Source organism: Pseudomonas sp. Z1-12 (assembly GCF_051132015.1).
Lineage (GTDB): Bacteria > Pseudomonadota > Gammaproteobacteria > Pseudomonadales > Pseudomonadaceae > Aquipseudomonas > Aquipseudomonas zanjanensis.
This window is the reverse complement of record NZ_CP071647.1, coordinates 6,292,931-6,318,025: the sequence shown is the minus strand read 5'-3', so window position 1 is coordinate 6,318,025 and position 25,095 is coordinate 6,292,931. Positions and strand designations below refer to the sequence as shown.

The 25,095-nt window shown below is 60.9% G+C and carries 24 protein-coding genes, 1 pseudogene and 1 riboswitch; of the genes and pseudogenes, 15 read left to right on the top strand and 10 right to left on the bottom strand.

Annotation, left to right across the window (positions count from 1 at the left end):
• Positions 1 to 197: 197 nt before the first annotated feature.
• The 3 genes from J3P85_RS27660 to ahcY all read right to left on the bottom strand — a co-directional run bounded on the left by J3P85_RS27660 (position 198) and on the right by ahcY (position 3,618).
• Positions 198 to 977, bottom strand: coding sequence for a substrate-binding periplasmic protein (locus J3P85_RS27660; RefSeq protein ID WP_434706431.1), 780 nt, complete (start codon positions 975 to 977; stop codon positions 198 to 200).
• A gap of 204 nt (positions 978 to 1,181) precedes the next feature.
• A complete protein-coding gene (gene metF / locus J3P85_RS27655) occupies positions 1,182 to 2,027 on the bottom strand; it encodes a methylenetetrahydrofolate reductase [NAD(P)H] (protein WP_186707084.1) in 846 nt (281 codons plus the stop codon).
• 181 nt (positions 2,028 to 2,208) lie between these two features.
• Positions 2,209 to 3,618: an adenosylhomocysteinase gene (gene ahcY / locus J3P85_RS27650; protein ID WP_411385860.1), complete on the bottom strand. Its 1,410-nt coding sequence runs from the start codon at positions 3,616 to 3,618 to the stop codon at positions 2,209 to 2,211.
• Positions 3,619 to 3,641: 23 nt separating this feature from the next.
• Positions 3,642 to 3,748: riboswitch (S-adenosyl-L-homocysteine riboswitch) on the bottom strand.
• 190 nt (positions 3,749 to 3,938) lie between these two features.
• On the opposite strand from ahcY, the gene J3P85_RS27645 reads away from it, so the two are divergent.
• Both J3P85_RS27645 and J3P85_RS27640 read left to right on the top strand, forming a co-directional pair.
• Positions 3,939 to 4,340 carry an acyl-CoA thioesterase gene (locus tag J3P85_RS27645; protein WP_072346269.1) on the top strand — a complete coding sequence of 134 codons (402 nt, stop codon included), beginning with the start codon at positions 3,939 to 3,941 and terminating at the stop codon, positions 4,338 to 4,340.
• Between the two features lie 118 nt (positions 4,341 to 4,458).
• A complete protein-coding gene (locus tag J3P85_RS27640; RefSeq protein WP_411385859.1) occupies positions 4,459 to 5,346 on the top strand; it encodes a formate/nitrite transporter family protein in 888 nt (295 codons plus the stop codon).
• Here J3P85_RS27640 and J3P85_RS27635 read toward each other — a convergent pair.
• Positions 5,294 to 6,466, bottom strand: a complete 1,173-nt coding sequence (locus J3P85_RS27635) for an MFS transporter (RefSeq protein WP_434704190.1) — start codon at positions 6,464 to 6,466, stop codon at positions 5,294 to 5,296. The genes J3P85_RS27640 and J3P85_RS27635 overlap by 53 nt on opposite strands.
• Positions 6,467 to 6,662: 196 nt before the next feature.
• Between J3P85_RS27635 and J3P85_RS27630 the strand changes: the two genes are divergently transcribed.
• Both J3P85_RS27630 and J3P85_RS27625 read left to right on the top strand, forming a co-directional pair.
• Positions 6,663 to 7,496, top strand: a complete 834-nt coding sequence (locus J3P85_RS27630; protein ID WP_434704189.1) for an EamA family transporter — start codon at positions 6,663 to 6,665, stop codon at positions 7,494 to 7,496.
• Between the two features lie 50 nt (positions 7,497 to 7,546).
• Complete coding sequence (locus tag J3P85_RS27625; protein WP_186707089.1) at positions 7,547 to 7,930, top strand: MAPEG family protein; 384 nt, start codon at positions 7,547 to 7,549, stop codon at positions 7,928 to 7,930.
• A gap of 154 nt (positions 7,931 to 8,084) precedes the next feature.
• On the opposite strand, the gene mltA is transcribed toward J3P85_RS27625, so the two are convergent.
• The gene (gene mltA, locus J3P85_RS27620) at positions 8,085 to 9,266 is read right to left on the bottom strand and encodes a murein transglycosylase A (RefSeq protein ID WP_434704188.1); all 1,182 of its coding nucleotides are present in this window, start codon (positions 9,264 to 9,266) and stop codon (positions 8,085 to 8,087) included.
• A 125-nt stretch (positions 9,267 to 9,391) separates the two neighbouring features.
• On the opposite strand from mltA, the gene J3P85_RS27615 reads away from it, so the two are divergent.
• On the top strand, positions 9,392 to 9,841 hold the full coding sequence (locus J3P85_RS27615; protein WP_434704187.1) for a c-type cytochrome: 450 nt from the start codon (positions 9,392 to 9,394) through the stop codon (positions 9,839 to 9,841).
• An 88-nt stretch (positions 9,842 to 9,929) separates the two neighbouring features.
• Here J3P85_RS27615 and J3P85_RS27610 read toward each other — a convergent pair whose 3' ends face one another.
• On the bottom strand, positions 9,930 to 10,325 hold the full coding sequence (locus J3P85_RS27610; RefSeq protein WP_434704186.1) for a DUF1090 domain-containing protein: 396 nt from the start codon (positions 10,323 to 10,325) through the stop codon (positions 9,930 to 9,932).
• A 90-nt stretch (positions 10,326 to 10,415) separates the two neighbouring features.
• On the bottom strand, positions 10,416 to 12,089 hold the full coding sequence (gene ligB / locus J3P85_RS27605) for an NAD-dependent DNA ligase LigB (RefSeq protein ID WP_434704185.1): 1,674 nt from the start codon (positions 12,087 to 12,089) through the stop codon (positions 10,416 to 10,418).
• Between the two features lie 206 nt (positions 12,090 to 12,295).
• Between ligB and J3P85_RS27600 the strand changes: the two genes are divergently transcribed.
• A complete protein-coding gene (locus tag J3P85_RS27600) occupies positions 12,296 to 12,916 on the top strand; it encodes a LysE family translocator (RefSeq protein WP_186707094.1) in 621 nt (206 codons plus the stop codon).
• Positions 12,917 to 13,132: 216 nt separating this feature from the next.
• Here J3P85_RS27600 and metK read toward each other — a convergent pair whose 3' ends face one another.
• Together metK and J3P85_RS27590 are read right to left on the bottom strand one after the other, a co-directional pair.
• Complete coding sequence (gene metK, locus J3P85_RS27595; RefSeq protein WP_250965089.1) at positions 13,133 to 14,323, bottom strand: methionine adenosyltransferase; 1,191 nt, start codon at positions 14,321 to 14,323, stop codon at positions 13,133 to 13,135.
• Between the two features lie 19 nt (positions 14,324 to 14,342).
• Positions 14,343 to 15,337 (bottom strand): annotated as a pseudogene (locus J3P85_RS27590) (ArsR/SmtB family transcription factor).
• 270 nt (positions 15,338 to 15,607) lie between these two features.
• On the opposite strand from J3P85_RS27590, the gene tkt reads away from it, so the two are divergent.
• The 7 genes from tkt to J3P85_RS27555 all read left to right on the top strand — a co-directional run bounded on the left by tkt (position 15,608) and on the right by J3P85_RS27555 (position 22,349).
• Positions 15,608 to 17,605 (top strand): transketolase, encoded by a 1,998-nt coding sequence (gene tkt, locus J3P85_RS27585; protein WP_434704184.1) that lies wholly within the window; start codon positions 15,608 to 15,610, stop codon positions 17,603 to 17,605.
• A 148-nt stretch (positions 17,606 to 17,753) separates the two neighbouring features.
• The gene (gene epd, locus J3P85_RS27580) at positions 17,754 to 18,809 is read left to right on the top strand and encodes an erythrose-4-phosphate dehydrogenase (RefSeq protein ID WP_434704183.1); all 1,056 of its coding nucleotides are present in this window, start codon (positions 17,754 to 17,756) and stop codon (positions 18,807 to 18,809) included.
• A gap of 24 nt (positions 18,810 to 18,833) precedes the next feature.
• Positions 18,834 to 19,997 (top strand): phosphoglycerate kinase, encoded by a 1,164-nt coding sequence (locus J3P85_RS27575; RefSeq protein WP_186729190.1) that lies wholly within the window; start codon positions 18,834 to 18,836, stop codon positions 19,995 to 19,997.
• 31 nt (positions 19,998 to 20,028) lie between these two features.
• Positions 20,029 to 20,253 carry a hypothetical protein gene (locus tag J3P85_RS27570; protein ID WP_122566574.1) on the top strand — a complete coding sequence of 75 codons (225 nt, stop codon included), beginning with the start codon at positions 20,029 to 20,031 and terminating at the stop codon, positions 20,251 to 20,253.
• 56 nt (positions 20,254 to 20,309) lie between these two features.
• Entirely contained in the window at positions 20,310 to 20,645 is a 336-nt protein-coding gene (locus J3P85_RS27565) for an MliC family protein (protein WP_411385850.1), read from the top strand.
• A 274-nt stretch (positions 20,646 to 20,919) separates the two neighbouring features.
• Positions 20,920 to 21,984: a class II fructose-bisphosphate aldolase gene (gene fba, locus J3P85_RS27560; protein ID WP_003177554.1), complete on the top strand. Its 1,065-nt coding sequence runs from the start codon at positions 20,920 to 20,922 to the stop codon at positions 21,982 to 21,984.
• 200 nt (positions 21,985 to 22,184) lie between these two features.
• Complete coding sequence (locus J3P85_RS27555; protein WP_434706450.1) at positions 22,185 to 22,349, top strand: hypothetical protein; 165 nt, start codon at positions 22,185 to 22,187, stop codon at positions 22,347 to 22,349.
• Positions 22,350 to 22,647: 298 nt separating this feature from the next.
• On the opposite strand, the gene J3P85_RS27550 is transcribed toward J3P85_RS27555, so the two are convergent.
• A complete protein-coding gene (locus J3P85_RS27550; protein ID WP_434704182.1) occupies positions 22,648 to 22,932 on the bottom strand; it encodes a fructose-bisphosphate aldolase in 285 nt (94 codons plus the stop codon).
• A gap of 594 nt (positions 22,933 to 23,526) precedes the next feature.
• Between J3P85_RS27550 and J3P85_RS27545 the strand changes: the two genes are divergently transcribed.
• Together J3P85_RS27545 and J3P85_RS27540 are read left to right on the top strand one after the other, a co-directional pair.
• Entirely contained in the window at positions 23,527 to 23,778 is a 252-nt protein-coding gene (locus J3P85_RS27545) for a helix-turn-helix transcriptional regulator (protein ID WP_434704181.1), read from the top strand.
• Entirely contained in the window at positions 23,768 to 25,036 is a 1,269-nt protein-coding gene (locus tag J3P85_RS27540; RefSeq protein ID WP_434704180.1) for a type II toxin-antitoxin system HipA family toxin, read from the top strand. The genes J3P85_RS27545 and J3P85_RS27540 overlap by 11 nt, the downstream gene beginning before the upstream one ends.
• Positions 25,037 to 25,095 lie beyond the last annotated feature (59 nt).

Sequence of the window (25,095 nt, the reverse complement as noted above, 5' to 3'; positions counted from 1 at the left end):
CAACAAGAAGACGTCACCCCGTCCGGTCCTGCCGGGCCTCGAAGGCGGGTCCGGACAAGGCTCGCGCGGGCTGTAGGCTGCGCTGTAGCGGTGTCGGGATGCCTTTTGCAAGACCGGGCGTCCGGGCGTGAGCCTGGCGGGAAGGCCGGAGTATAACAGAGCAAACGCCGCGCGCCGCTTTCCTGCTGCTCAACGGTTTATTTCGGCACTGAACTGGCTGGGTGGGTGGTCTTCGCCAGGGGGCCCGCGCCGTAGCGGGCGCTCAGTTCGGCATAGGCCGGTTCACGCTTGAAACGCTTGAGTTCGGCACCGAAGCGTTGCACCAGCAAATCCATGCCGGCGTTGCGCCGCACCGCCAGGTATTGGCTTTGACGGCTCACCACCATAGGGTTTTCGGTGATCTGGTCGCCCAGTTGCATTTGTTCGAGCACATGGCGACCGACCCTGCGGTCGGTGATAAGCAGGTCGATCCGACCCAGTTGCAACTTGCCGAAGTTGGCTTCGTGGGTGGGCGCCGCTTCACGTCTGAACCGGGGCGACTCACTGAAGGCCTGGCTGTAAAGGTAGCCGGGCGAGGTACCCACCGTCAGGCCGGCCAGGTCATCGAGCGTGCGAAATGGGTGGGGCCGGGCGTTGGCGTAGAACATCACGAATTCCACGTCCGACAGCGGTTCGCTGGGATAAAGCAGCGTCGCATCGCGTTCATTGCTGTGGAAAATGTCCAGCGCGCCGTCCGCCAACCCTTGTTCGAGCATCGCCAGGCAACGCTTCCAGGGCAGGAACTGCCATTCCACGTCGATGCCCAGGCGCTTGAACACAATGGCCGTTGTTTCGTAGTCCAGGCCGAGCATCTTGCCGTTCTCTTCGTAGACATACGGGGCCCAGGGCTCGGTGACAATGCGCAACTTCTCGGCCTGGGCGGTCATGCTCAGGCACAAGAGAAGGAGGGTGGTCAGCAACTGGACAATGACGGGCATGGGCCTGAGGTTACGACGAGAGCTCATCAAATAGCTAGAGCGCTCTAGCTTGCGCCTTAGTTGCCTTTTGCCTGTCTTGGTTGCTCATGGGTGGCTTCGTGGCGTTCACCCGATGCGAACGCATCTGTTCAAGGCAGAAGGACCTCTGAATGAAAAAGGCCTTGGTTTTCGCCAAGGCCTCTTTGTACTACCGCATCAAGTCATTCAACGCGGCAGCTTGAGATTGTTCCATACCGCGAGGCTGGGCTCGGCCTGGTTAAGGGTATAGAAATGCAGCCCCGGTGCGCCGCCTTGCAACAAACGTTCGCACATTTGCGTGATGACGTCCTCGCCGAAGCGTTGGATGCTCGAGGAATCGTCGCCATAGGCTTCCAGCTGCTTGCGGATCCAGCGTGGGATTTCTGCACCGCATGCGTCGGAGAAACGCGCCAGCTTGCTGTAGTTGGTGATCGGCATGATGCCCGGCACGACCGGAATATCGACGCCCAGCTTGCGGATGCGTTCGACAAAGTAGAAATAACTGTCGGCGTTAAAGAAGTATTGGGTAATCGCGCTGTTGGCGCCGGCATTGGCCTTGCGGACGAAATTGTTGAGATCGTCTTCAAAGTTACGCGCTTGCGGGTGCATCTCCGGGTACGCAGCCACTTCAATGTGGAAGTGATCGCCGGTTTCTTCTCGGATGAAGTTCACCAATTCGTTGGCGTGGCGCAGCTCGCCGCTGGCCATGCCCATGCCCGACGGCAGGTCGCCACGCAGGGCAACGATGCGTTTGATGCCAGCGGCCTTGTACTGGGTCAACAGGCTGCGCAGGTCGTCCTTGCTGTCGCCGACGCAGGACAGGTGCGGAGCGGCCGGGACTTTGACTTCGCCTTCGAGCTGCAACACGGTGTTCAGGGTGCGGTCACGGGTCGAACCGCCGGCGCCATAGGTGCAGGAGAAGAAGTCGGGGTTGTAGCGGGCCAACTGACGAGCAGTGGCGATCAGTTTTTCATGCCCAGCATCGGTCTTTGTCGGGAAGAACTCGAAGCTGTAGCGACGGTCTTGGGACATGGTCATATCCTTGGAAACTCGTAAGCCGGAGAGGCCTGCACAAGCCTTGAGAGGCGGGCTTGTGTGGGAGCGAGCTTGCTCGCGATCAGTCTCACCTCGGTCTGGCAGCCAGATCGAGGTGCCTGCATCTCGAGCAAGCTCGCTCCCACAAAAAGCCTGCTCCCACAGGGAGCAGTGCCGATCAGTAGCGGTAAGCGTGCGGCTTGAACGGGCCTTCGACGGTGACGCCGATGTAGTCAGCCTGTTGCTTGGTCAGCTTGGTGACCACGCCGCCGAAACCGCGGACCATTTCCAGGGCCACTTCTTCGTCGAGTTTCTTCGGCAACACTTCCACGGTCAGGCGCTCGGCTTTCTGGGCTGGCGACAGGTCGGCGTATTTCTGGCCGAACAGGAAGATCTGGGCCAGGACCTGGTTGGCGAACGAGCCGTCCATGATGCGGCTTGGGTGACCGGTGGCATTGCCCAGGTTCACCAAGCGGCCTTCGGCCAGCAGGATCAGGTAGTCATCGTTCTGTGGATCGAAGCTGCCAGTGCCGGTGCGGTGCACCTTGTGGACCTGCGGCTTGACCTCTTCCCATGCCCAGTTCTTGCGCATGAAGGCGGTGTCGATTTCATTGTCGAAGTGGCCGATGTTGCAGACCACTGCGCGCTTCTTCAGGGCCTTGAGCATGTTGGCGTCGCAGACATTGACGTTGCCGGTGGTGGTCACGATCAGGTCGATCTTGCCCAGCAGCGCCTTGTCGATGCTGCCCTCGGTGCCGTCGTTGATCCCGTCGATGAACGGCGAAACCAGCTCGAAGCCGTCCATGCAGGCCTGCATGGCGCAGATCGGGTCGACTTCGGACACCTTGACGATCATGCCTTCCTGGCGCAGGGACTGGGACGAACCCTTGCCCACGTCACCGTAGCCGATCACCAGGGCCTGCTTGCCCGACAACAGATGGTCGGTGCCGCGCTTGATGGCGTCGTTGAGGCTGTGACGGCAGCCGTACTTGTTGTCGTTCTTGCTCTTGGTCACCGAGTCGTTGACGTTGATGGCCGGGATCTTCAGCTCGCCCTTGGCCAGCATGTCCAGCAGGCGGTGCACGCCGGTGGTGGTTTCTTCGGTCACGCCGTGGACTTTATCCAGCACGGCCGGGTATTTCTTGTGCAGCAGCTCGGTCAGGTCGCCGCCGTCGTCGAGGATCATGTTGGTGTCCCACGGCTGGCCATCCTTGAGGATGGTCTGCTCCAGGCACCACTCGTACTCTTGCTCGGTCTCGCCTTTCCAGGCGAATACCGGGATGCCGGCGGCGGCGATGGCGGCAGCGGCCTGGTCCTGGGTCGAGAAGATGTTGCAGGACGACCAGCGCACTTCGGCACCCAGGGCAACCAGGGTTTCGATCAGCACGGCGGTCTGGATGGTCATGTGGATGCAGCCGAGGATTTTTGCGCCCTTCAATGGCTGTTCGCCAGAGTACTTGCGGCGCAGACCCATCAGGGCTGGCATTTCGGATTCGGCGATGATGATTTCGCGACGGCCCCAGGCAGCCAGGGACATGTCGGCGACTTTGTAGTCGGTAAAAGCAGCAGGCGTGATGACAGCGCTCATGAAGAGCCTCCATTCGTAATGTATGCGAATGGGCGCCGTTGTGCGTTTAGTGTCCGTGCGGGTAGCCCCGTACAAACAACGCCCCATCCGAGCCTGACAGGTCGAGCCTGCTGCAGCGCCCCTCGGACAGGTGGCGGGAACGGTCCAAAGGGTGGACCGGTAAAGCGGAGGCGATTATAACGGGCTAATCGGATCTTCCAAAAGGGTTTCTGTCGGCAAATCGAAAATGCCGATGACCGTCATAGGGCCCGCGACATAGAGCTCGGCCGCGGGGTCTGCCATGATGCGGCAATCCATCGGCCAGACGCTCAGGAGTGATCATGAATTTCCACACCCGCAAATGGGTCAAGCCCGAAGACCTCAACCCCAACGGCACGCTGTTCGGCGGCAGCCTGTTGCGCTGGATCGACGAGGAGGCGGCGATCTATGCCATCGTCCAGCTCGGCAACCAGCGCGTGGTCACCAAGTACATCTCGGAAATCAATTTCGTCAGTGCTTCGCGCCAGGGCGACATCATCGAGCTGGGCATCACCGCCACTGAATTTGGTCGCACGTCCATCACCCTGACCTGCGAGGTTCGCAACAAAATCACCCGCAAGAGCATCCTGACCGTGGAGAAGATGGTCTTCGTCAACCTCGGCGAAGACGGCTTGCCCGCGCCTCATGGGCGGACCGAGATCAAGTACGTCAAGGATCAGTTCAAGGACGATGTCGTCGAGTGAGGTCGGCGGCGCTGCTATCGCGAGCAAGCTCGCTCCCACAGGTTATGCATGGGTTGCCACTGAACAGCGCTGGACGCCGCGTGTCGTAGGTACATCACGCCACGGCTTCAGGAGCTGTATGGACACCCACAAAGAAGGCAAGACCCCGGACCTTTCGGCTCAGGAGCAGCACGAAGTCGACCGTAACCAGCCGCCGCGGGCGGCCGTGCTGCATGAAATCATCCGCACCCAAGGCAATCTGGAGCTGGAGCGCAGCGTCGCCGCGCTGTGGTGGTCGGCGCTGGCGGCCGGGCTGACCATGGGCCTGTCCCTGATGGCGATGGGCTTGCTCAATTCTCGATTACCGGATCACGAAGGTTTCAAAGTGATCGCCAGTTTCGGTTACTGCGCAGGCTTTCTAGCGGTGATTCTCGCGCGCCAGCAATTGTTCACCGAAAACACCCTGACCGCCGTGCTGCCGATCATGAGCAAGCCGACTTTGGGCAATTTCGGTCGATTGTTCCGGTTATGGGGCGTGGTGCTGGTGGGCAACCTGTGCGGCACCTTGTTGGTGGCCTATGTGATGCTGCACCTGCCGATTTTTGACCGGCGCACCGATCTGGCCTTCCTGGAGATCGGGCGCAAGGTCATGGAGAACGACACTGGCCAGATGTTCGCCAAGGGCATCATTTCCGGTTGGATGATCGCCACCATGGTGTGGATGATTCCTTCCATGGAGAGCGCCAAGATGTGGATCATCATCCTGATCACCTACCTCATGGCGCTCGGGGACTTCACCCACATTGTCGTCGGCTCGGCCGAGGTGTCTTACCTGGTCTTTGCCGGGCAATTGTCCTGGGAAGACTTCTGGATGGTGTTCGCCGCGCCGACCCTGGCGGGGAACATCATCGGTGGCAGTTTTATTTTCGCCCTGATCAGCCACGCACAGGTGCGCAGCGAGACCAATACACCCCTCAGTCGGCAAGGCCTGCCGCCACGCCGCGATGACGACGCTGACGGTAAATAAAATACAACGCGGTCAGTACCGTCAGGCCGCCGACAGCCGCCCCGGCCCACGGCAGATCCGCCAGGTCGGCACCGCTGGCGACGACCAATCCACCCATCCAGGCCCCGGCCGCGTTGCCGAGATTGAACGCACTCTGATTCAACGTAGAGCCGAGGTTTGGGGCTTCGTGGGCCTGGTCGATGATCAGCAATTGCAGGATCGGGCACAGGGCGAAGGCGAAGACGCCCCACAGCACCAGCGTGATCGCCGCCGGGATCACCGACCGGCTGGTCTGGCTGAACGCGGCCAGCACCAGCACCACAGCCAAGGCCATGCCCACCAGCGCAGGCAGCAGGCGCCGGTCCGCCAGGCGTCCGCCAAGGAAGCTGCCCGCCGTCAGGCCGACACCGAACAACAGCAGCATGACGGTAATGCCATGGGGGCTGACACCGGTGATGTCCTGCAGGATCGGCGCGATGTAGGTGAACACGCTGAACAAACTGGTGGAGGCCAGCACGCTCATGCCCAGGGCGAGCAACACGTTGACCTTGCCCAGGACCTTGAACTCGCTGGCCAGGTTGGCTTTGTCCATGGGGATTTCCTTGGGCAGCCAGGCCCATTGGGCGACGGCGGCGATCACGCCGATGATCGAGACCGCCCAAAAGGTCGAGCGCCAGCCAGCGTATTGGCCCAGGGCCGTGCCCAACGGGACGCCCAGCACGTTGGCCAGGGTCAGGCCGGTGAACATCATGGCAATCGCCTGGGCCCGTTTGTTCGGCGCCACCAGCCCGGCCGCCACCACCGATCCAATGCCAAAGAATGCGCCGTGGCACAACGCAGTGATGACCCGGGCGGCCATCAGCGTGGTGTAGTTCGGCGCCAAGGCGCAGAGCACGTTGCCAAGGATAAACATCAGGGTCATGCCCAGCAGCGTGGCCTTGCGCGGCATGTTGGCGGTGCCGATCGCCAGGATCGGCGCGCCGAACACCACACCCAGGGCGTAGCCGGTGATCAGCAGCCCGGCCTGGGGAATGCTCACGGCCAGGTCCCGGGCGACATCGGGCAACAGGCCCATGATGACGAATTCAGTCGTGCCGATGCCAAAAGCGGCAACGGCCAAAGCAAGCAAGGCGAGTGGCATGCGCAAGGTCTCTGTCTGTAGTCTTGACGCCCGGATCAGGCATACGCATGCCGGCGCCCCGGTTCGAGTGAACGGGACAACAGCAAAATTATTGGTATTGGTGTATGCGCAACTGAGTGCGGCGTGATCGGTTTGCAGTATAAACGGCTGCGGATGGATGGCGAATCAATTCTCTGGACGGAATAAGGAGCGTGCCGTGCTTGCGACGGCCTTGGTATTGGTAGCGGCGCTGTTGCATGCGGCATGGAATACGCTGATCAAGTTCAGTGGCGAGCGTTTGCTGGTGGTGGCGTGCATGGACAGCGTCGCCCTGCTGTTCGTCGCGTTGGCCCTGGGTTTCGTGGCATGGCCGCCATTGGAAATCTGGCCGTGGATCCTGGCGTCGGCGGCGTTCGAGCTGTTGTACCGTTATTTGCTGATCCAGGCTTATCGGGTCGGTGACCTGGGGTTGGTCTATCCCCTGATGCGCGGCCTGTCGCCGCTGGTGGTGCTGGCCCTGACGTTTATTTTCGCCGGTGAAGCCCTGACGACCCAGCAGGTCATCGGTATCTTGCTGATCCCGTTCGGCATGCTTTGCCTGTTGTGGCAGGGCGGTGGCGGCGACCGGCTGCCTTGGTCGATGCTGCCGGTGGTGGCGCTGATCGGCCTGTGCATCGGCTGCTACACCTTTATCGACGGGCATGCTTTGCGGCGTTGGTCCCATCCGCTGGATTACCTGGTCTGGGTCACGCTGCTCAGCGCCTGGCCGTTCCCGTTACTGGCGCTGGTGAGCAAGCGGCCGGCGTTCATGCGGTTCTGGCGCGAACAGTGGCGACTGGGATTGGCGGTCGGGTTCTGCGTATTGTTCAGCTACGCTCTGGTGCTGTGGGCCATGCAACTGGGCTCGATCGCCGAAGCGGCGGCGCTGCGGGAGATCAGCGTGATCCTGGTTGTGCTCTTTGGCATGCGCTACCTTAAAGAACCTTTTGGCCGGCCACGGCTCTTAGCCTGCGGGCTGGTGCTGATTGGCATGCTGGTGATGAAATCCTGACCGGCGCCTGATGCTCGATTCTGTATAAAACTCAAAAAGGAAAACGCGGTATGACGGTTGCCCTGTGGTGTGTGTTGATTGCTTTTCTCCTGCCTTACCTGTGTGTCGGGATCGCCAAGGCCGGTGGCAGATACCGGTTGCAGGATAACCATGACCCACGGGACTTTCTGGATTCCCTCGAAGGCGCGCCCCGACGTGCCTTCGCCGCGCAACTGAACAGCTTTGAAATCAGCCCGTTCTTTGCCGCCGCCGTGATCGTCGCTCACCTGGCCGGGAATGCCGAACTGGTCACCATCAACGTGTTGGCGGTGCTGTTCATCACCAGTCGCTTGCTCTACATCATTTGCTATCTGGCGGACTGGGCGATTCTGCGGTCGCTGGTGTGGTTCGTGGGGGTTGGGTTGGTCTTGAGTTTCTTCTTTGTTTCGGTCTGAGCCTGGTTTGGATTTTCAGTGATCGTTCCGGCCTCATCGCGAGCAAGCTCGCTCCCACAGTTGGTCTTTAGTGAATACATGTCTTGTGTACACACCCGATCCAATGTGGGAGCGAGCTTGCTCGCGATGGGGCCGGGACAATCACCACATCTCTTCAGGGATTGGCGGCATTCGCCACCTGTGGCACTGACGGCAACGCCATGCCCTTGGGCCAGAGCATCCAGATCTGGCCCTGTTGCTTCATGTCCCCGGCCAACTGTCCGGCCGCCTCGCCGGTGCCCCAGAACAGGTCCGCCCGCACTTCGCCGGTGATTGCACCGCCGGTGTCCTGGGCGGCGACGGGCCGGTTCAGTACGCTGCCGTCGGGGCGCGTAGTGGATAGCCACAACAGGCTGCCCAGTGGAATCACCTTGCGGTCCACCGCCACGCTGTAGCCGGCGGTCAGCGGTACATTCAGCGAACCACGTGGGCCTTCATTGCTGTCGGGGTTGCGGTTGAAGAACACGTAGCTGGGGTTGCTGCCGAGCAACTCGGGAATGCGGTTCGGGTTGGCCTTGGCCCAGGCACTGATAGTGCCCATGGTCACGTCTTCCTTTTTCAGCTCACCCTGTTCGACCAGCCAGCGGCCGATGGGGCGGTAAGGGTGGCCGTTCTGGTCGGCATAACCGATGCGCAGTTGGCGGCCATCAGCGAGCTGAATGCGCCCTGAACCCTGGATTTGCAGGAACTGCAGGTTCATGGGGTCGGTCAGCCAGGCAATGACCGGTGCCTTCACCCCGTTGGTTTCGATGGTGGCTGCATCGTCGTACGGCTTGAGCACCCGGCCTTCGAGGCGTCCGCGCAGGCGTTTGCCCTTGAGCTCAGGGTAGATGCTGTCCAGCGACACAATGATCATGTCTTCCGGCACGCCGTAAACCGGGATATTCGCCGTGGCGGTCTGGGTGAGGCTGCCGGGGTAGACCGGTTCGTAATAGCCGGTAATCAGGCCGTTGGGGCTGTTGTCCCCCGAGCGCAGGCCATAGACGTCCAGGTTTTGTTTCAGGAAGCTGCGTACCGCCACAGCCGTCTGCGGCACGTTGGCCGCCGCCGCGCAGGTCGCGCCCCACACCGCGTCGGCCTTGAGCCTGGTGCATGCGCTACGCCAGGAACCGAAACCGGCCAGCAGGTCTGCGTCGGACACCGTTGGCAACGCCTCCCAGGGGGCGCTGACGTAGGTGGCGAGGGCGTGGGTCTGCGGTTCCTCGACCTTTTCACCGCGGTTGCAACCGGCCAACAGGGCGATCAGCGGTAGGGTCAATGCCAGGCCTTTGTGCCAGGGCTTGATGCGGCTGTTCATGAAGATTTCCTTTGCAGCCATTCGAACACTGTCAGGTGCTCGAACAACCCGTATTGTTGATAGGGGCATTGGTCTTTACCGGTGATCCGAGGATACTAATCGCCGTTTCCTGTCCCGAGGCCAAGATGTTTGTAAAACGATTTTCCATGGCCATGCTGGCCTGTCTGATGTTGTCTGCCTGTGGCGGCGTCGATCCCAATTCCCCCCTGGGCCAGCGCAAGACGATCTTCAAGCAGATGCTCAAGACCAACGAAGAACTGGGCGGTATGTTGCGTGGCCGAGTACCGTTTGACGGCGCACGTTTCGCCGAGGGGGCGGCACAACTGGACCAACTGTCCCGTGAGCCGTGGAAACACTTCCCACAAGTACGCGAGCAAGACCACACCAGCGCCCGGGATGAAGTCTGGCAAAAACAGGCGCGCTTCCAGGAGCTGGCCCGCAACCTTGAAGCAGCCACCGGTGAGTTGGTGATCGTCAGCAAGGTCCAGCCCTACCGGGCCAGCAACCTGGGGCCGGCGGTGCAGAAGGTCGAGGATGCGTGCAGTGCCTGTCATAAAGAGTTTCGGGATTATTGATGGTGGAGCAGCTGCAAGCTTCAAGCTGAAAGCTGCAAGTGTGGCGTTTTGAACTTGCAGCTTGCAGCTAGAAACTTGCAGCTAGAACCTACTTATCCAACTCATCCACCGCTTCCTGCAGCTCCTTGCGGGAGGCCGCCAGCTTGTCCTTGCGCTTGTTGATCCGCTCGGCATCGCCTTTCTTCATGGCCTTTTCCAGGTCGGCCTGGCGTCGGCTGACCTCGTGCTTGGCATCGAGCACCTTGTTTTCCCGCTCCTTGCGCAAGGAGGCATCGGTGCAATGGGTGGTGACTTCGTTCAACGCAGTTTCCAGACCCGCCTGTTGATCCTGGTTGCCGCGGGACTTGGCCTGTTCGATCTGGTTGATGATGCCCTGGCGCTTGGCCGCGCAACCGGTGAGTTCCGGGGTTTGCTCGTCCGCCATCAAAGGGGCGGCCATGGCGCTGCACAAGAGCAGCAGGGCAGCGGGGGACAGGAAATTCATAGCAACTCCGTAAAAAATCGCGAGCGGTCGGTGCAGATGCGCTGTTGGAACGCATGCTTGCCCCTTGGGTTCAACCGCACGGGGGTCGGATTAAAAACCGTCGACCCCGGCGGTGCGTAATTCGTCACTCAAGGCCAGTACCTGCGGGTCGCGAAAAAAGGCGCTCAATTGCGCGGCGCGTCCCGGTCCGATGCCGGCTTCGGCTTGCCATTGTTCGGTACTGCGTTCGGCCAGCTTCTGCCACGGCCCTTCCAGTCGTGCCTGACCGCTGGGCGGCAGGCCCAAGGCCTTGAGCCATTGTCCGAAAGGGCGTTGTCGGGCGCTGTCCAGGCTGGCGAGCAGGCGGGCGCTACTGCGCTCGCCGAAGCCGCCAATGTTAGCAAGCTCGGCGGCATCGAGGGTCAACCAATCCAGTAATCCGTTGAGTCGATCGGCAGCCAGGAGTTTTTCCCAGGTGCCGGGGCCGACATGGGGCAGGGCAAGCCCGTGCTTGCCGCTGAGCCAGTTCAGGCGTGCGAGGAATTGGCTTTCACAACCGGGCGTCGCTTGCCAGCAACTCAAGAAGTGATGATCGCTCGCCGTGGGGGCATTGACGTCCTGGCGTTCGAGGCTACGCAGTACCACTTCGTCGAGGCGTGGGATGGTCAGCCCGGCCAGGCTGATGGCGACCCGGTCGCCGGGGCGGATGTCCATCTCCTCCCAGCGCCTGAGAGAGCTGACGCTCACCCGGCGAATCCACCGGTCGTCGAGCCGGATGCGTTCAAGCTCCAATACGGGGGTGATACGCCCGGTACGACCGACCTTGAAGTGCACCTTGCGCACTTCGGCCAAAGCCTGGGCAAACGGATATTTCCAGGCCACGCTCCAGAACGGCGCCCTGGCCTGCCAGCGGTCGGCGGGTGGGCGGCGGCTCTGGCGCAGAACGATTCCGTCGCTGGCGAAGGGCAGCGGTGTGCGATACCAATGGTCGCGCCACTGCAGGGCATCGGCCAATGCCCGGACGGGCTGGTGGTAGTCGCGGGTGTCGGCGAAACCCAGTGCGTTCAGCCCAGTCATCCGTTCGGGCAGGGTGGCGGGCCCTTCAGGCCAGTCCCAGACAAACAGGCCGATGGAGGATGCCTCCTGCGTCGTCAAACTGCTGCGCGCCATCAAGCCCGCCACGGTTGCACGGGCGTTCAGGCTGCCGCTGCGGGCTTGGACATGCGCCTCCAGGCGCCAGTACAACTCACCCTGGACCACCTGGTCCACGGGCTGGCGCAGTTGTTGCGGGATGGCGTCGATCTTGCGCGCATTTGTGGTCCAGTCATGCCCCAGGATGCCATCGCCGCGGCTGATCGCCTGGTGCAGGCGGCCCTTGCGGTAAACCAGGGAGACCGCCACGCCATCGACTTTCGGCTGCGCCCAGACATCCTCCCGACCCTGCAGCCAAGCCTCCACGGCGTCGGCATCCTTGAGCTTTTCCAGGCCAGTATGGACGATGGGGTGTGGCACCTTTCCGCCCGCCGAGCGCAGGGGATCATCGGGCGCCGCGAGATGGAAGCAACCGCGCCATTGGCCCAACTGGTTGCGGGACTGGTCATAAAGCTCATCGGCCACCAGCGTCTGGCCGAGGCGATGGTAACTGTCGTCCCAGGTGTCGATCTGCTGTTGCAGTGCGGCGATCTCGGCCTGGGCACGTTCAACAGGCCAGTCGGGACAGGGCGCAGCAACCGCGGGAATAGCAATGAAGACGAGGCAGGCGAGGGCATGCAGGTACGATGGCATCGAAGCATCCTTGCTTGGTTGAGTACCTCAAGGCTAGTCAGTGTCTTGATCGTTGCGAGGCCTGGAGCGTTACCGGATTTTGCGGCGACTGATGGCTAAATCGCGGCGGTACAGTCCGACGCGATTTAGCCGCGCAACTGTCCCTTGAACCCCCCGATGACCGGTGCAGAATGAACCTTCGATCCGCCTCCGCCTGGAACGCTCGAATGGACCTGTCGACCCTCGCTGTTTTCATTCCGGCCTGCTTTGCGCTGAACATGGCGCCAGGGCCGAACAACCTGCTCTCCATCAGTAACGCCTCGCGTTACGGCTTCGTCCGGGCGTGCGGCGGCGGTGTCGGTCGGTTGCTGGCGTTTGCAATCATGATCGCCCTGGCGGCGGTGGGGCTCACCGCTGTGCTGCACACCTCGGAGTTGCTGTTCCTGGGGATCAAGCTCGTCGGTGCCGGTTACCTGTTCTACCTGGCCGTACAGTTGTGGCGGGCCCAGCCTGAGGCCGACAACGAAGCCGGGCTCGCCTCGATGAGCCGAGCCGGCCTGGCACGCCAGGAGTTCCTGGTGGCGATCGGGAATCCGAAGGCGATCCTGTTGTTTACTGCGTTCCTGCCGCAATTCGTCGACCGTACCGGCACCGTTACCCAACAATTCGCCGTGCTGGGTGGCTTGTTCCTGGTGCTGGAGTGCATCGCCATCGGGCTGTATTGCTACATGGGCATTTACGCACGGCGGCTGTTTGCCCGGCCCAGCGGTAAGCGCCTGTTCAATCGGATGTGTGCAGGACTGCTCGCCAGTGCGGCTTCGTTTTTGCTGGTGGCACGGCGATCGTGAACATTGCGCTAAGCCTTTGTGGCGAGGGAGCTTGCTCCCGCTGGGGTGCGAAGCGCCCCCTCTAACCATCAGGCGCACTGGTTTCCCCGGAGGACTGATTGGGGCTGCTGCGCAGCCCAGCGGGAGCAAGCTCCCTCGCCACAAAGGCATGAAAACCCAAAGGCATGAAAAAGCCCCTGGCGACCGAGTCGCCAGGGGCTTTTTTACAGGCGGGTATTACAGGCCGGCAGCGGCGCGCAGGGCGTCGGCGCGGTCGGTTTTTTCCCAGGTGAACGTAGTGAAGGTGTCGTCACCCACGGTCTTGGTCTGTGGCGTGCGACCGAAGTGGCCGTAGGCAGCAGTGTCCTGGTACATCGGGTGCAGCAGGTCGAGCATCTTGGTGATGGCGTATGGACGCAGGTCGAACACTTCACGGACCAGGTTGATGATCTTGTCATCGCCGATCTTGCCGGTGCCGAAGGTATTCAGCGAAATCGACGTAGGCTGGGCCACGCCAATGGCGTAGGACACCTGGATCTCGCAACGCTCGGCCAGGCCGGCGGCCACGATGTTCTTGGCGACATAACGACCGGCGTAAGCGGCCGAGCGGTCAACCTTGGAAGGGTCTTTGCCGGAGAACGCGCCGCCGCCGTGACGGGCCATGCCGCCGTAGCTGTCGACGATGATCTTGCGACCGGTCAGGCCGCAGTCGCCCACCGGGCCGCCGATGATGAACTGGCCGGTCGGGTTGATGTGGAACTGGGTGTCCTTGGACAGCAATTCGGCAGGCAGCACGTGCTTGACGATCAGTTCCATCACGCCTTCGCGCAGGTCTTTGTAGGACACATCAGGGTTGTGCTGGGTCGACAGGACGACAGCGTCGATGCCGACCACCTTGCCGCCTTCGTAACGGCAGGTCACCTGGGACTTGGCGTCCGGGCGCAACCACGGCAGCAGGCCGGATTTACGGGCCTCGGCCTGGCGCTGGACCAGCTGGTGCGAGAAGGTGATCGGGGCTGGCATCAGCACGTCGGTCTCGTTGCTGGCGTAGCCGAACATCAGGCCCTGGTCGCCGGCGCCCTGGTCTTCTGGCTTGGCCCGATCAACGCCCTGGTTGATGTCGGGGGACTGCTTGCCGATGATGTTCATCACGCCGCAGGTCGCGCCGTCGAAGCCGACGTCGGAGCTGTTGTAGCCAATGCCCAGGATGACGTCGCGGACGATCTGTTCCAGGTCGACCCAGGCCGAGGTGGTGACTTCGCCGGCGATGATCGCCACGCCCGTTTTCACCAGAGTCTCGCACGCCACGCGGGCGAACTTGTCTTCAGCAATGATGGCGTCCAGCACCGCATCAGAAATCTGGTCGGCGATTTTGTCCGGATGCCCTTCAGACACGGACTCGGAGGTGAAAAGGGAGTATTCGCTCATCTCGATGTTTTCCTACAAGTTACCGTTGGTGAGTGTCGCCAGTGGCCGCTGAAAGTGGCGAACCTGGATCTGGAAACCATTACGTAAGCCTATATAGAGGCTTTCCCCGGGCACGAGGCCCGCTGTGGTGGCCCAGCGGGCCAGGTCGTCTTGTTCAAAGCCGAGCCAGAGATCGCCGCAGGCTTCCCTGGCCCAACTCTGGTTGTGGCTGCATAACTCGGTTACCAGCAGGCTGCCGCCCGGTTGCAGCAGGCCGGCCATGTGCTTGAGTGCTTCGGCCGGCGCGGCGAAATGATGCAGCACCATATTCAATACAACGCAGTCAGCCTGCAGGTTCATGCCATCCAGTGCATCGGCCAGTTGCAGGCGGACGTTAGCCAGGGCCTCGCGCTCACAGACCTGGCGCGCCAGTTCGAGCATGGCCGGGCTGTTGTCCAGCGCCGTTACTTGGCTGAAGCGTCGCGCCAGCTCCGGCAGGAACGCACCGTCGCCGGGGCCGACTTCGATCGCCGTGGCCGTGGGCTCGAAGCTCAATTTATCGAGCAGTGCCACGACGCTTTCGCGGTATTGCGGCAGTCCGGCGATCAGGTCTTGCTGGGCGCGAAACTTCTCGGCGACCCGTGCGAAGAAGTCCTGGCTGGCAGCGGCCCGTTGGCCGTGGACCTGGGCGATGCGAGCCTGCACGTCGCTCGGCAGGGCCAGCGCGTCCACTTCGTCCAGCAGCGCTGCGTGCAGCTTGCCGCCCAACAGGTCGGTGTGGGGCAGGGCGCGGCGATAGAAGATGGCGTTGCCTTCCCGGCGAGTCGCCACCAGGTCGGCCTGGGCCAGGACCTTGAGGTGGTGGCTCATGCCGGACTGACCGATGCCGAAGATCTGCGCCAGTTCCAGCACGCCGAACGAATCGTTGGCCAGGGCGCGCAAAACATTGAGCCGCAACGGATCGCCGCCGGCCTTGCAAAGGGCCGCCAGCTCATCGCAGTCGTCATGGCGAATGGTGGGCGCGGGTAAGTTCATGAGCGGCAGTCTAGTGAGGGGTTTGGATCGCCGCAAGGTCAATATCAAAAAGTTTTGATATTGCTGGATAAATGGCACTTCCCAACCCGTGCTTGACTCTACAACCCATCAGCGGAAAGGTTTCACCTGGCGAATGCGACTTTATCCACCGGAAAAACGCTCATGGATGACTATCTGTCATTGCCCCGGGGCGGGTGGGTGAGGGAAAATGCTCGCCTTTTTCAGTTTCGTTTTATTCATTCTCGATTCAATACCCGCAGGAGAACAGCGATGCCCAGCCGTCGTGAGCGTGCCAATGCCATTCGTGCCCTCAGCATGGATGCCGTGCAGAAAGCCAACAGCGGCCATCCCGGTGCCCCCATGGGTATGGCGGATATCGCCGAGGTGCTTTGGCGCGACTACCTCAAGCACAGCCCGAGCAACCCAGCCTTCGCCGACCGTGACCGTTTCGTACTGTCCAACGGTCACGGCTCGATGTTGATCTACTCGCTGCTGCACCTGACCGGCTATGACCTGTCGATCGATGACCTGAAGAACTTCCGCCAGTTGCACAGCCGCACCCCGGGCCACCCGGAATACGGCTACACCCCGGGCGTGGAAACCACCACCGGTCCATTGGGCCAGGGCCTGGCCAACGCCGTGGGTTTTGCCCTGGCGGAAAAAGTCCTGGCCGCGCAGTTCAACCGCCCTGGTCATAACGTCGTCGATCACCATACCTACGTGTTCCTGGGTGATGGCTGCATGATGGAAGGCATTTCCCATGAAGTCGCCTCCTTGGCCGGCACCCTGGGCCTGGACAAGCTGATCGCGTTCTACGACGACAACGGCATCTCCATCGACGGCGAAGTCGAAGGCTGGTTCACCGATGACACCCCCAAGCGCTTCGAAGCCTACAACTGGCTGGTGATCCGCAACGTCGACGGCCACGATCCGGAAGAGATCAAGATTGCCATCGAGACGGCTCGCAAGAGCACCCAGCCGACCCTGATCTGCTGCAAGACCACCATCGGTTTCGGCTCGCCGAACAAGCAGGGCAAGGAAGACTGCCACGGCGCGCCACTGGGCGCCGAGGAAATCGCCCTGACCCGCGCTGCGCTGAAGTGGAGCCATGGCCCGTTCGAAATCCCGGCCGACATCTATGCCGAATGGGATGCCAAGGAAAAAGGCCGCGCCCTCGAAGCCGAGTGGGACCAGCGTTTCGCTGCCTATTCCGCCGAATTCCCTGAGCTGGCCAACGAGCTGGTGCGTCGCCTCAGCGGCGAGTTGCCGGCCGATTTCGCCGAAAAAGCCTCGGCGTACATCGCTGAAGTCGCCGCCAAGGGCGAAACCATCGCCAGCCGCAAGGCCAGCCAGAACACCCTGAACGCCTTCGGCCCGTTGCTGCCGGAACTGCTGGGCGGTTCGGCCGACCTGGCCGGTTCCAACCTGACCCTGTGGAAAGGCTGCAAAGGCGTCAGCGCCGAAGACGCCAGCGGCAACTACATGTACTACGGCGTTCGTGAGTTCGGCATGAGCGCGATCATGAACGGTGTCGCGCTGCACGGCGGCCTGGTGCCTTACGGCGCGACCTTCCTGATGTTCATGGAATACGCCCGCAACGCCGTGCGCATGTCGGCGTTGATGAAAAAACGCATCCTGTATGTGTTCACCCATGACTCCATCGGCTTGGGCGAAGACGGCCCGACGCACCAGCCGATCGAGCAACTGGCGAGCCTGCGTTGCACGCCGAACCTGGACACCTGGCGTCCCTGCGATGCCGTGGAATCGGCGGTGGCCTGGAAATACGCCCTCGAGCGTAACGACGGCCCGTCGGCACTGATCTTTTCGCGCCAGAACCTGCAGCACCAGAACCGCGGTGCCGACCAGATCGGCGACATCGCGCGCGGCGGCTACGTGCTCAAGGATTGCATTGGCGAGCCTGAACTGATCCTGATTGCCACCGGTTCCGAAGTCGGCCTGGCCGTCCAGGCCTATGACAAGCTGACCGAGCAGGGCCGCAACGTACGTGTAGTGTCCATGCCGTGCACCAGCGTGTTCGACGCCCAGGATGCCGGTTACAAGCAAGCGGTGTTGCCGCTGCAGGTCAGCGCGCGGATCGCCATCGAGGCTGCCCATGCCGACTACTGGTACAAGTACGTGGGCCTGGAAGGCCGCGTGATCGGCATGACCACCTACGGCGAATCGGCACCTGCGCCGGCGCTGTTCGAGGAATTCGGTTTCACCCTGGAAAACATCCTGGGTCAGGCGGAAGAGCTGCTGGAAGACTGATCTGTAAAAGGTTGTGTGTGCTGACGCCATCGCGAGCGAGCTCGCTCCCACAAGGATCTCCACCGATCCTGTGGGAGCGAGCTTGCTCGCGATAGCGGTGGTGCAGGCAATGCTGGTCTTAACGGATTCACCCGATCAGAGAACCCCCATGCCCCAACCGCGTCCCTACAAAGTTGCACTCAACGGCTACGGCCGGATTGGTCGTTGCGTCTTGCGTGCGTTGTTCGAGCGAGGGGCCAAGGCCGGTTTCGAAATCGTGGCGATCAACGACCTGGCCGACATGGCCAGCATCGAATACCTGACACGCTTTGACTCTACCCACGGCCGGTTCCCCGGTGAAGTGCGGGTCGAGGGCGATTGTCTGCATATCAATGGTGATTGCGTGAAAGTCCTGCGCAGCGCCACCCCCGAAGGCATCGATTGGGCGTCCCTGGGCGTCGATCTGGTGCTGGAATGCTCCGGCGCCTATAACACTCGCGACGATGGCCTGCGCTTCATCGCCGCCGGTGCGCCACGGGTATTGTTTTCCCAGCCGATGGCCAGCGAAGCGGACGTCGACGCCACCATCGTCTATGGTGTGAACCAGGATTGCCTGAGCGGTGAAGAGCTGCTGGTGTCCAACGCGTCCTGCACCACCAACTGCGGCGTGCCGCTGTTGCGCCTGCTGGATCAGGCCATCGGCCTGGAATATGTGTCGATCACCACCATCCACTCGGCGATGAACGACCAGCCGGTGATCGATGCCTATCATCACGAGGACTTGCGCCGCACCCGTTCGGCGTTTCAGTCGGTGATTCCGGTGTCCACTGGTCTGGCGCGCGGCATCGAACGGCTGCTGCCGGAACTTGCCGGGCGAATTCAGGCCAAAGCCGTGCGGGTGCCGACGGTCAACGTGTCCTGCCTCGACATTACGATGCAGACCGTGAGCGATACCGACGCCACCGAGGTCAACCGAATCCTGCGCGAAGCCGCCACCTGCGGCCCGCTCAAAGGCCTCCTGGCCTACACCGAGTTGCCTCACGCCAGCTGTGATTTTAATCATGACCCCCATTCGGCCATTGTCGATGCCAGCCAGACCCGTGTTTCCGGGCCGCGGCTTGTGAACATCCTGGCCTGGTTCGACAACGAATGGGGGTTCGCCAACCGAATGCTGGACGTTGCCGAGCATTACCTGCAAGCCGCTTCGAAAAAACCTGCTCTCTAAACAGTTACCCAGGAATTGCGACCCATGACCGTGTTGAAGATGTCCGACCTCGATCTGCAAGGTAAGCGCGTACTGATCCGCGAAGACCTCAACGTCCCCGTCAAGGACGGTGTTGTCACCAGCGACGCGCGTATCCTGGCTTCGCTGCCGACCATCAAGCTGGCCTTGGAAAAAGGCGCGGCCGTGATGGTTTGCTCCCACCTGGGCCGTCCGACCGAAGGCGAGTTCTCGGCGGAAAACAGCCTCAAGCCTGTGGCTGACTACCTGAGCAAGGCCTTGGGCCGCGAAGTGCCGCTAGTGGCCGATTACCTGGGCGGCGTCGACGTCAAGGCCGGCGACGTGGTGCTGTTCGAAAACGTGCGCTTCAACAAGGGCGAGAAAAAGAACGCCGACGAACTGGCCCAGCAATACGCCGCCCTGTGCGACGTGTTCGTGATGGACGCCTTTGGCACCGCCCACCGCGCCGAAGGCTCGACCCATGGCGTGGCGAAGTTCGCCAAAGTCGCCGCCGCAGGTCCCTTGCTGGCCGCCGAACTGGACGCATTGGGCAAGGCCCTGGGTTCGCCGGCCCAGCCAATGGCTGCCATTGTGGCCGGCTCCAAGGTTTCCACCAAACTGGACGTGCTCAATAGCCTGAGCCAGGTCTGCAACCAGTTGATCGTGGGCGGCGGCATCGCCAACACCTTCCTGGCTGCTGCCGGTCACCCGGTTGGCAAATCCTTGTACGAGCCAGACCTGCTGGACACGGCTCGGGAAATCGCCGCCAAGGTCAGCGTACCGTTGCCGGTGGACGTGGTCGTGGCCAAGGAATTCGCTGAAAGCGCCACCGCCACCGTCAAGCTGATCGCCGACGTGGCCGACGATGACATGATCCTCGACATCGGCCCGCAAACCGCAGCCAACTTCGCCGAACTGCTGAAATCCTCCCAGACGATCCTGTGGAACGGTCCGGTTGGCGTGTTCGAGTTCGACCAGTTCGGCAACGGCACCAAGGTGCTGGCCCAAGCCATCGCTGAAAGCGCGGCGTTCTCCATCGCCGGTGGCGGCGACACCCTGGCGGCCATCGATAAATATGGCGTGGCCGCACAGATCTCCTACATTTCCACCGGTGGCGGCGCGTTCCTCGAATTCGTCGAAGGCAAAGTGCTGCCTGCCGTGGAAGTCCTGGAAAGCCGGGCCAAGGCCTGACGCTGCGTTGACCAGGCAAAGGAGTGTTCTGATGGTCAAGACGTTCACGTTGCTGCTGGCGGCGACGATGCTGGTGGCTTGCTCAAGCAGCCCGGAGGCCCCGGCCCCGCAAACCGGCACGCCGACGCCCGAAGAAGGCTGTTACCAGGCCGACTGGCAAGCCGAGACCAATCCGGTGCTGAACAAGCGTTCCGGACCGGACGGCCTGGACAAATACGAGACGCAAACCCCGGCCAAGGAACATGGTTGTCCTTGACGGGTCTGACACTTAACTCATGGCGGGCGGCACGTGCCGTCCGTCGAGGAACACGGATGAAAGGCTTGATCGCCGTCGTGGCGTTGGCATTGCTGGCCGGTTGTTCGCAACTGGGTTTCTTGCAGTCGTCCGAACCTGTTTCAGAGGGCTGGACAAGCTGGACCTGTGACAGCGAGGCCAAAGTGCTCTGGCGTTACACCGATGCCGCACGCAAGGAAGTCGATGTACGCCTGGGCGGCGCCGATAAGGTGTATCGCCTCACGCTGGAGCCGGGCGCCGAAGGTTCGCTGTACAGCGACGACATGCTGGCGTTCCACGTCAAGGGTGAGGAAGGCCTGGTGTACTGGGTCGCCACCAATGACTTGATTGGGCGTGGCTGCAAGGCGCAGTGACAGGATTGATCTGATTCACCGAGATCTGAACGTGGACGCAGATCCATTGTGGGAGCGAGCTTGCTCGCGATAGCGGTCTATCAGGCAGCAGTCATGTTGCATGTGCCGCCCTCATCGCGAGCAAGCTCGCTCCCACAAGGACCGCGTCAATATTTGGATTTAGCGATACCGAACACGCAGCTCGGGCCAACCCCCGATCCGCAATGACTTGAATAGCCGCCGCCGCTCCGGCAGGCTGGCACGATTAACGACCCTCGACCGGGAGAGAGACACAATGGCACTTATCAGCATGCGTCAGATGCTGGACCACGCAGCCGAGTTCGGCTACGGCGTTCCAGCCTTTAACGTCAACAACCTTGAGCAGATGCGCGCCATCATGGAAGCCGCTGACAAGACTGACTCTCCGGTGATCGTCCAGGCTTCGGCTGGCGCCCGCAAATACGCCGGCGCGCCATTCCTGCGTCACCTGATCCTGGCGGCGATCGAAGAATTCCCGCACATCCCGGTGTGCATGCACCAGGACCACGGCACCAGCCCGGACGTCTGCCAGCGTTCCATCCAACTGGGCTTCAGCTCGGTAATGATGGACGGTTCCCTTGGCGAAGACGGCAAGACCCCGACCGACTACGAATACAACGTACGCGTCACCCAGCAAACCGTCGCCATGGCCCATGCCTGCGGCGTCTCGGTGGAAGGTGAGTTGGGTTGCCTGGGTTCACTGGAAACCGGCATGGCCGGTGAAGAAGACGGTATCGGCGCCGAAGGCGTGCTCGACCACAGCCAAATGCTGACCGACCCGGAAGAAGCTGCGGATTTCGTCAAGAAAACCCAGGTCGACGCCCTGGCCATCGCCATCGGCACCAGCCACGGTGCCTATAAGTTCACCAAGCCGCCTACCGGTGACGTGCTGGCCATCGACCGCATCAAGGAAATCCACAAGCGCATTCCCAACACTCACCTGGTGATGCACGGTTCTTCTTCGGTTCCGCAAGAGTGGCTGGCGATCATCAATCAGTACGGTGGTGACATCAAGGAAACCTACGGCGTGCCGGTTGAGGAGATCGTCGAGGGCATCAAGTACGGCGTGCGCAAGGTCAACATTGACACTGACCTGCGTTTGGCTTCAACCGGTGCCATGCGTCGGTTGATGGCGACCAATCCTAGCGAGTTTGATCCGCGTAAGTTCTTTGGCGCGACTGTGACGGCGATGCGGGATGTTTGTATTGCGCGTTATGAAGCGTTTGGTACGGCGGGTAATGCTTCTAAGATCAAGCCGATCTCTCTGGAGGCTATGTATCAGCGGTATTTGAAGGGTGAGTTGAACGCTAAGGTTAATTGATGGTTTAGCGTTGTTAGAAAACCCGCAGTGATGCGGGTTTTTTTATGGGGGGGATTTGGGTGTATATCCGTTTTTTGGGTTACGGCTGCTTAGGGTTCCGCCCTGACGGCGGGTCACTTTTGAAGAGCCCGGAAGCCGGCCCAGTCAAAAGTAACCAAAACGCTTTTGCCCCACCACTCGGTGCCTCGCTAGGGCTCGGCATGCCCTCACTCCGGCATTGCTCCGTGGGCCGCCGCGAAGGGCCATCCATGGCCCAGCGCGGCTATCCCGGCATCCATGCCGGGATGCCCACTGCGCAATGCCTGCGTTCGGCCATCGTGGTTAACGGGGCGCCCGAGATCAACGTCCTCCGCGAGGCGGCCTAGTAGCCGACCTGGCTCTTATGGTCGTACACCCAACTGTGGGAGCAAAGCTTGCTCGCGAGGCGGCCTTAGAGCCGGCCTGGCTCTCTTGGTCGTACACCGGTCCAATTGTGGGAGCGAGCTTGCTCGCGATGACGGCAGCAAATCCATCCTCCACACAACTGAATGACCACCAGCAAACTGCTAGGGCCAAATCACTGCCAAGGAAGAAGCGCTGTGTCAGTCGACACCAATGCTGCTGACCCAGCGCTATCGCGAGCAAGCTCGCTCCCACAGGGGAACATCTCCCGACGGGAGGGCTTTATTGGTCTTCGAGGCCGCGCTGTTCGATGACGCCGAATACGTCGGTGACATCCTGGACCAGGATCCGGGCGACGTTGGTGAGGGTATTGAGGTCGCTGGCGGCCGAATCGCGCAAGGTGGCGCAGGCCATGAGCGTCAGGTAATCGAGCGTGGCATGCAAGCGTTCGCTGGCGCAGGCGTGGAGCTCGGCCAATGGGACGGATTTATCGATGAACAGGACGGGTTGGGTGGTGGCGATTGGGGTGAGCGGAGTGAAGCGGGTGGGTAATTGTTCGGCTTTCATGACACACCTCTAACTCAAATAGTATTTGCCACCGTTTGCTGCGAAACAAATTGGGTGGCAGCCATGTGCGGGTTCGCAGACCGAGGAGTTAGAACCCGGCAGACCCGAAGATCTCCCACACACAGCCGCCATGAAAAGCCGAGCATAGACAGGAATGCCTATGTCGATTTCTGACGGTCGTGATTCTAACTCACACGGGCTGCGAAACCCCTGTCCACCGACCAAAGCCAGCAGACCCACCGAACTATAGAGCAGATTCCCAAGGCCAAAATCGGCCCTGTAGGACGCACCGACCCCCTGTGGCGAGGGAGCTTGCTCCCGCTCGGGGGCGCAGCCGCCGTAAAACCGGTGCATGCGTTAGGTCTGGCGGAAAGAGGGGCTGCTTCTCAGTCCAGCGGGGATAAATCCCCTCGCCACAACAGACGGTTTCCTACGAGATTTTCAGAAGCAAAATTTCTGTAGTGTGATCAACAGTCAGCATGTCGAACGTTGTTTCTCGCTTGCAAAAAACTGGCGATCGAAAGCCCCTTGAAATGTCCGCTATAAAGGACATAATCAGATTTCTTTTGTAAAAAGTCCCTTATGGTGGACATTGTGTTGATACTTACTCCTTCCGCTTTAGGCGAAAGAATGCGCACGCTACGCCGTGCAAAAGGCTATAGCCAACAGCTGCTCGCCGAAAAAGCCAACTGCAATCGCAAAACGATCATCGACCTTGAAGCCGGCGAAAACGTGGCCGTGTATACCCTGTTTCGGGTCGTATCGGCATTGGGGATGGCTCTGGAAATCGTCGATAAACGCATCGATCTCAAATCCTTGGCGGAACTGGTGGAACATGATGAGTAGGGTCAAGCTGCTCAATGTCATGACGCCACAAGGCTATAGCGGCGACTTGTCCAAAGGTTCGCAGTTCTCGTTTGCCTATGCCAGTGCCGAGGCGCCTCGGGAGGTTTCGCTGGTCATGCCCTATGACCCTACGCCCTCGGTTAGCAATGTCCTTCATCCGATATTCGACATGAATGTGCCTGAGGGTTTTCTGGCGGACCAGATCAAGCGTCGGATGGCCAGGCATATGCAGGTCGATGATATGCGCCTGCTGTCGATAATAGGCGGCAATCAAATCGGGCGACTCAGCTATCTAAATCCTGTCGAGGCTTCGGTGCCGGTTCGTGCCCAGGTCGGACTGCAGGACATTCTGTCGGCGGACATTTCACAAAGCGTTTTTGATTTTCTGGTCGATACGTATTTCGAGTCGGGTATTTCGGGTGTGCAGCCCAAGGTGCTCGTGCCTGACTTGGACAAGCTGACGGGTGATCGAAAAACCATGCTCAGCTCCGATCTGATCGTTAAATCCGGTGCTGAGGAGTATGCCCATCTGGCGCAAAACGAATTCCTTTGCCTGGAGGCGGCACGCCTGGCAGGGCTTGAAACGCCGCCATTCTGGCTCTCGGAGAATGGCGAGTTGTTTGTCATGGAGAGGTTCGACCTGACCCCGTCCGGACGGCTGGGCTTCGAAGACATGGCGGTGTTGCTCGGCCTGCACAAAGATCCCCATGACAACTACAAATACTCTCAAAGCTACGAAATTCTCGCCGCAGTAGTGGAGCAGGTATGTCGTCATGCTGAGCCGGTTCGCGAGTTGGAGCGTTTTTTTTCTTCGGTGTGCCTCTCGGTCATGGTGCGCAATGGCGATGCCCATCTTAAAAACTTTGGTGTTATCTATACGCATCCGGACGCTCCGGAAAGCGTGCGGTTGGCGCCGGTTTTCGATGTCACCACGACCACGGTGTATGAGCACTACAACCCAAAGTCTGGCCGCTCGCTGGTAGATCGCACATTGGCGATCAAGATGAACAAGGTAAAAACATATCCGGATCGCAAGCAGTTGATCGAGTTTGGTCGCAAGCATTGCAAAGTTGATAAGCCCGCTTTGATCATCGAGCGAATCGCCGAAGCAATGAGCCAGGCGCTGGCGAGCAGCGGGCGTCGAATTGATGGAGGACTGCTGGAGGGTATGCGAGGGGAGTGGGACGCGGGTCGGTTTGCCGCTCTTTATGATTCGGAACCGTTGCGGCTCAGGAACAAACCGCTGGTCCAGAAATGAATTCGACTTGAGTGTGCCGGCCCGTGAAAAGCCGGCGCATACGGTAAAGCCGACGAAAG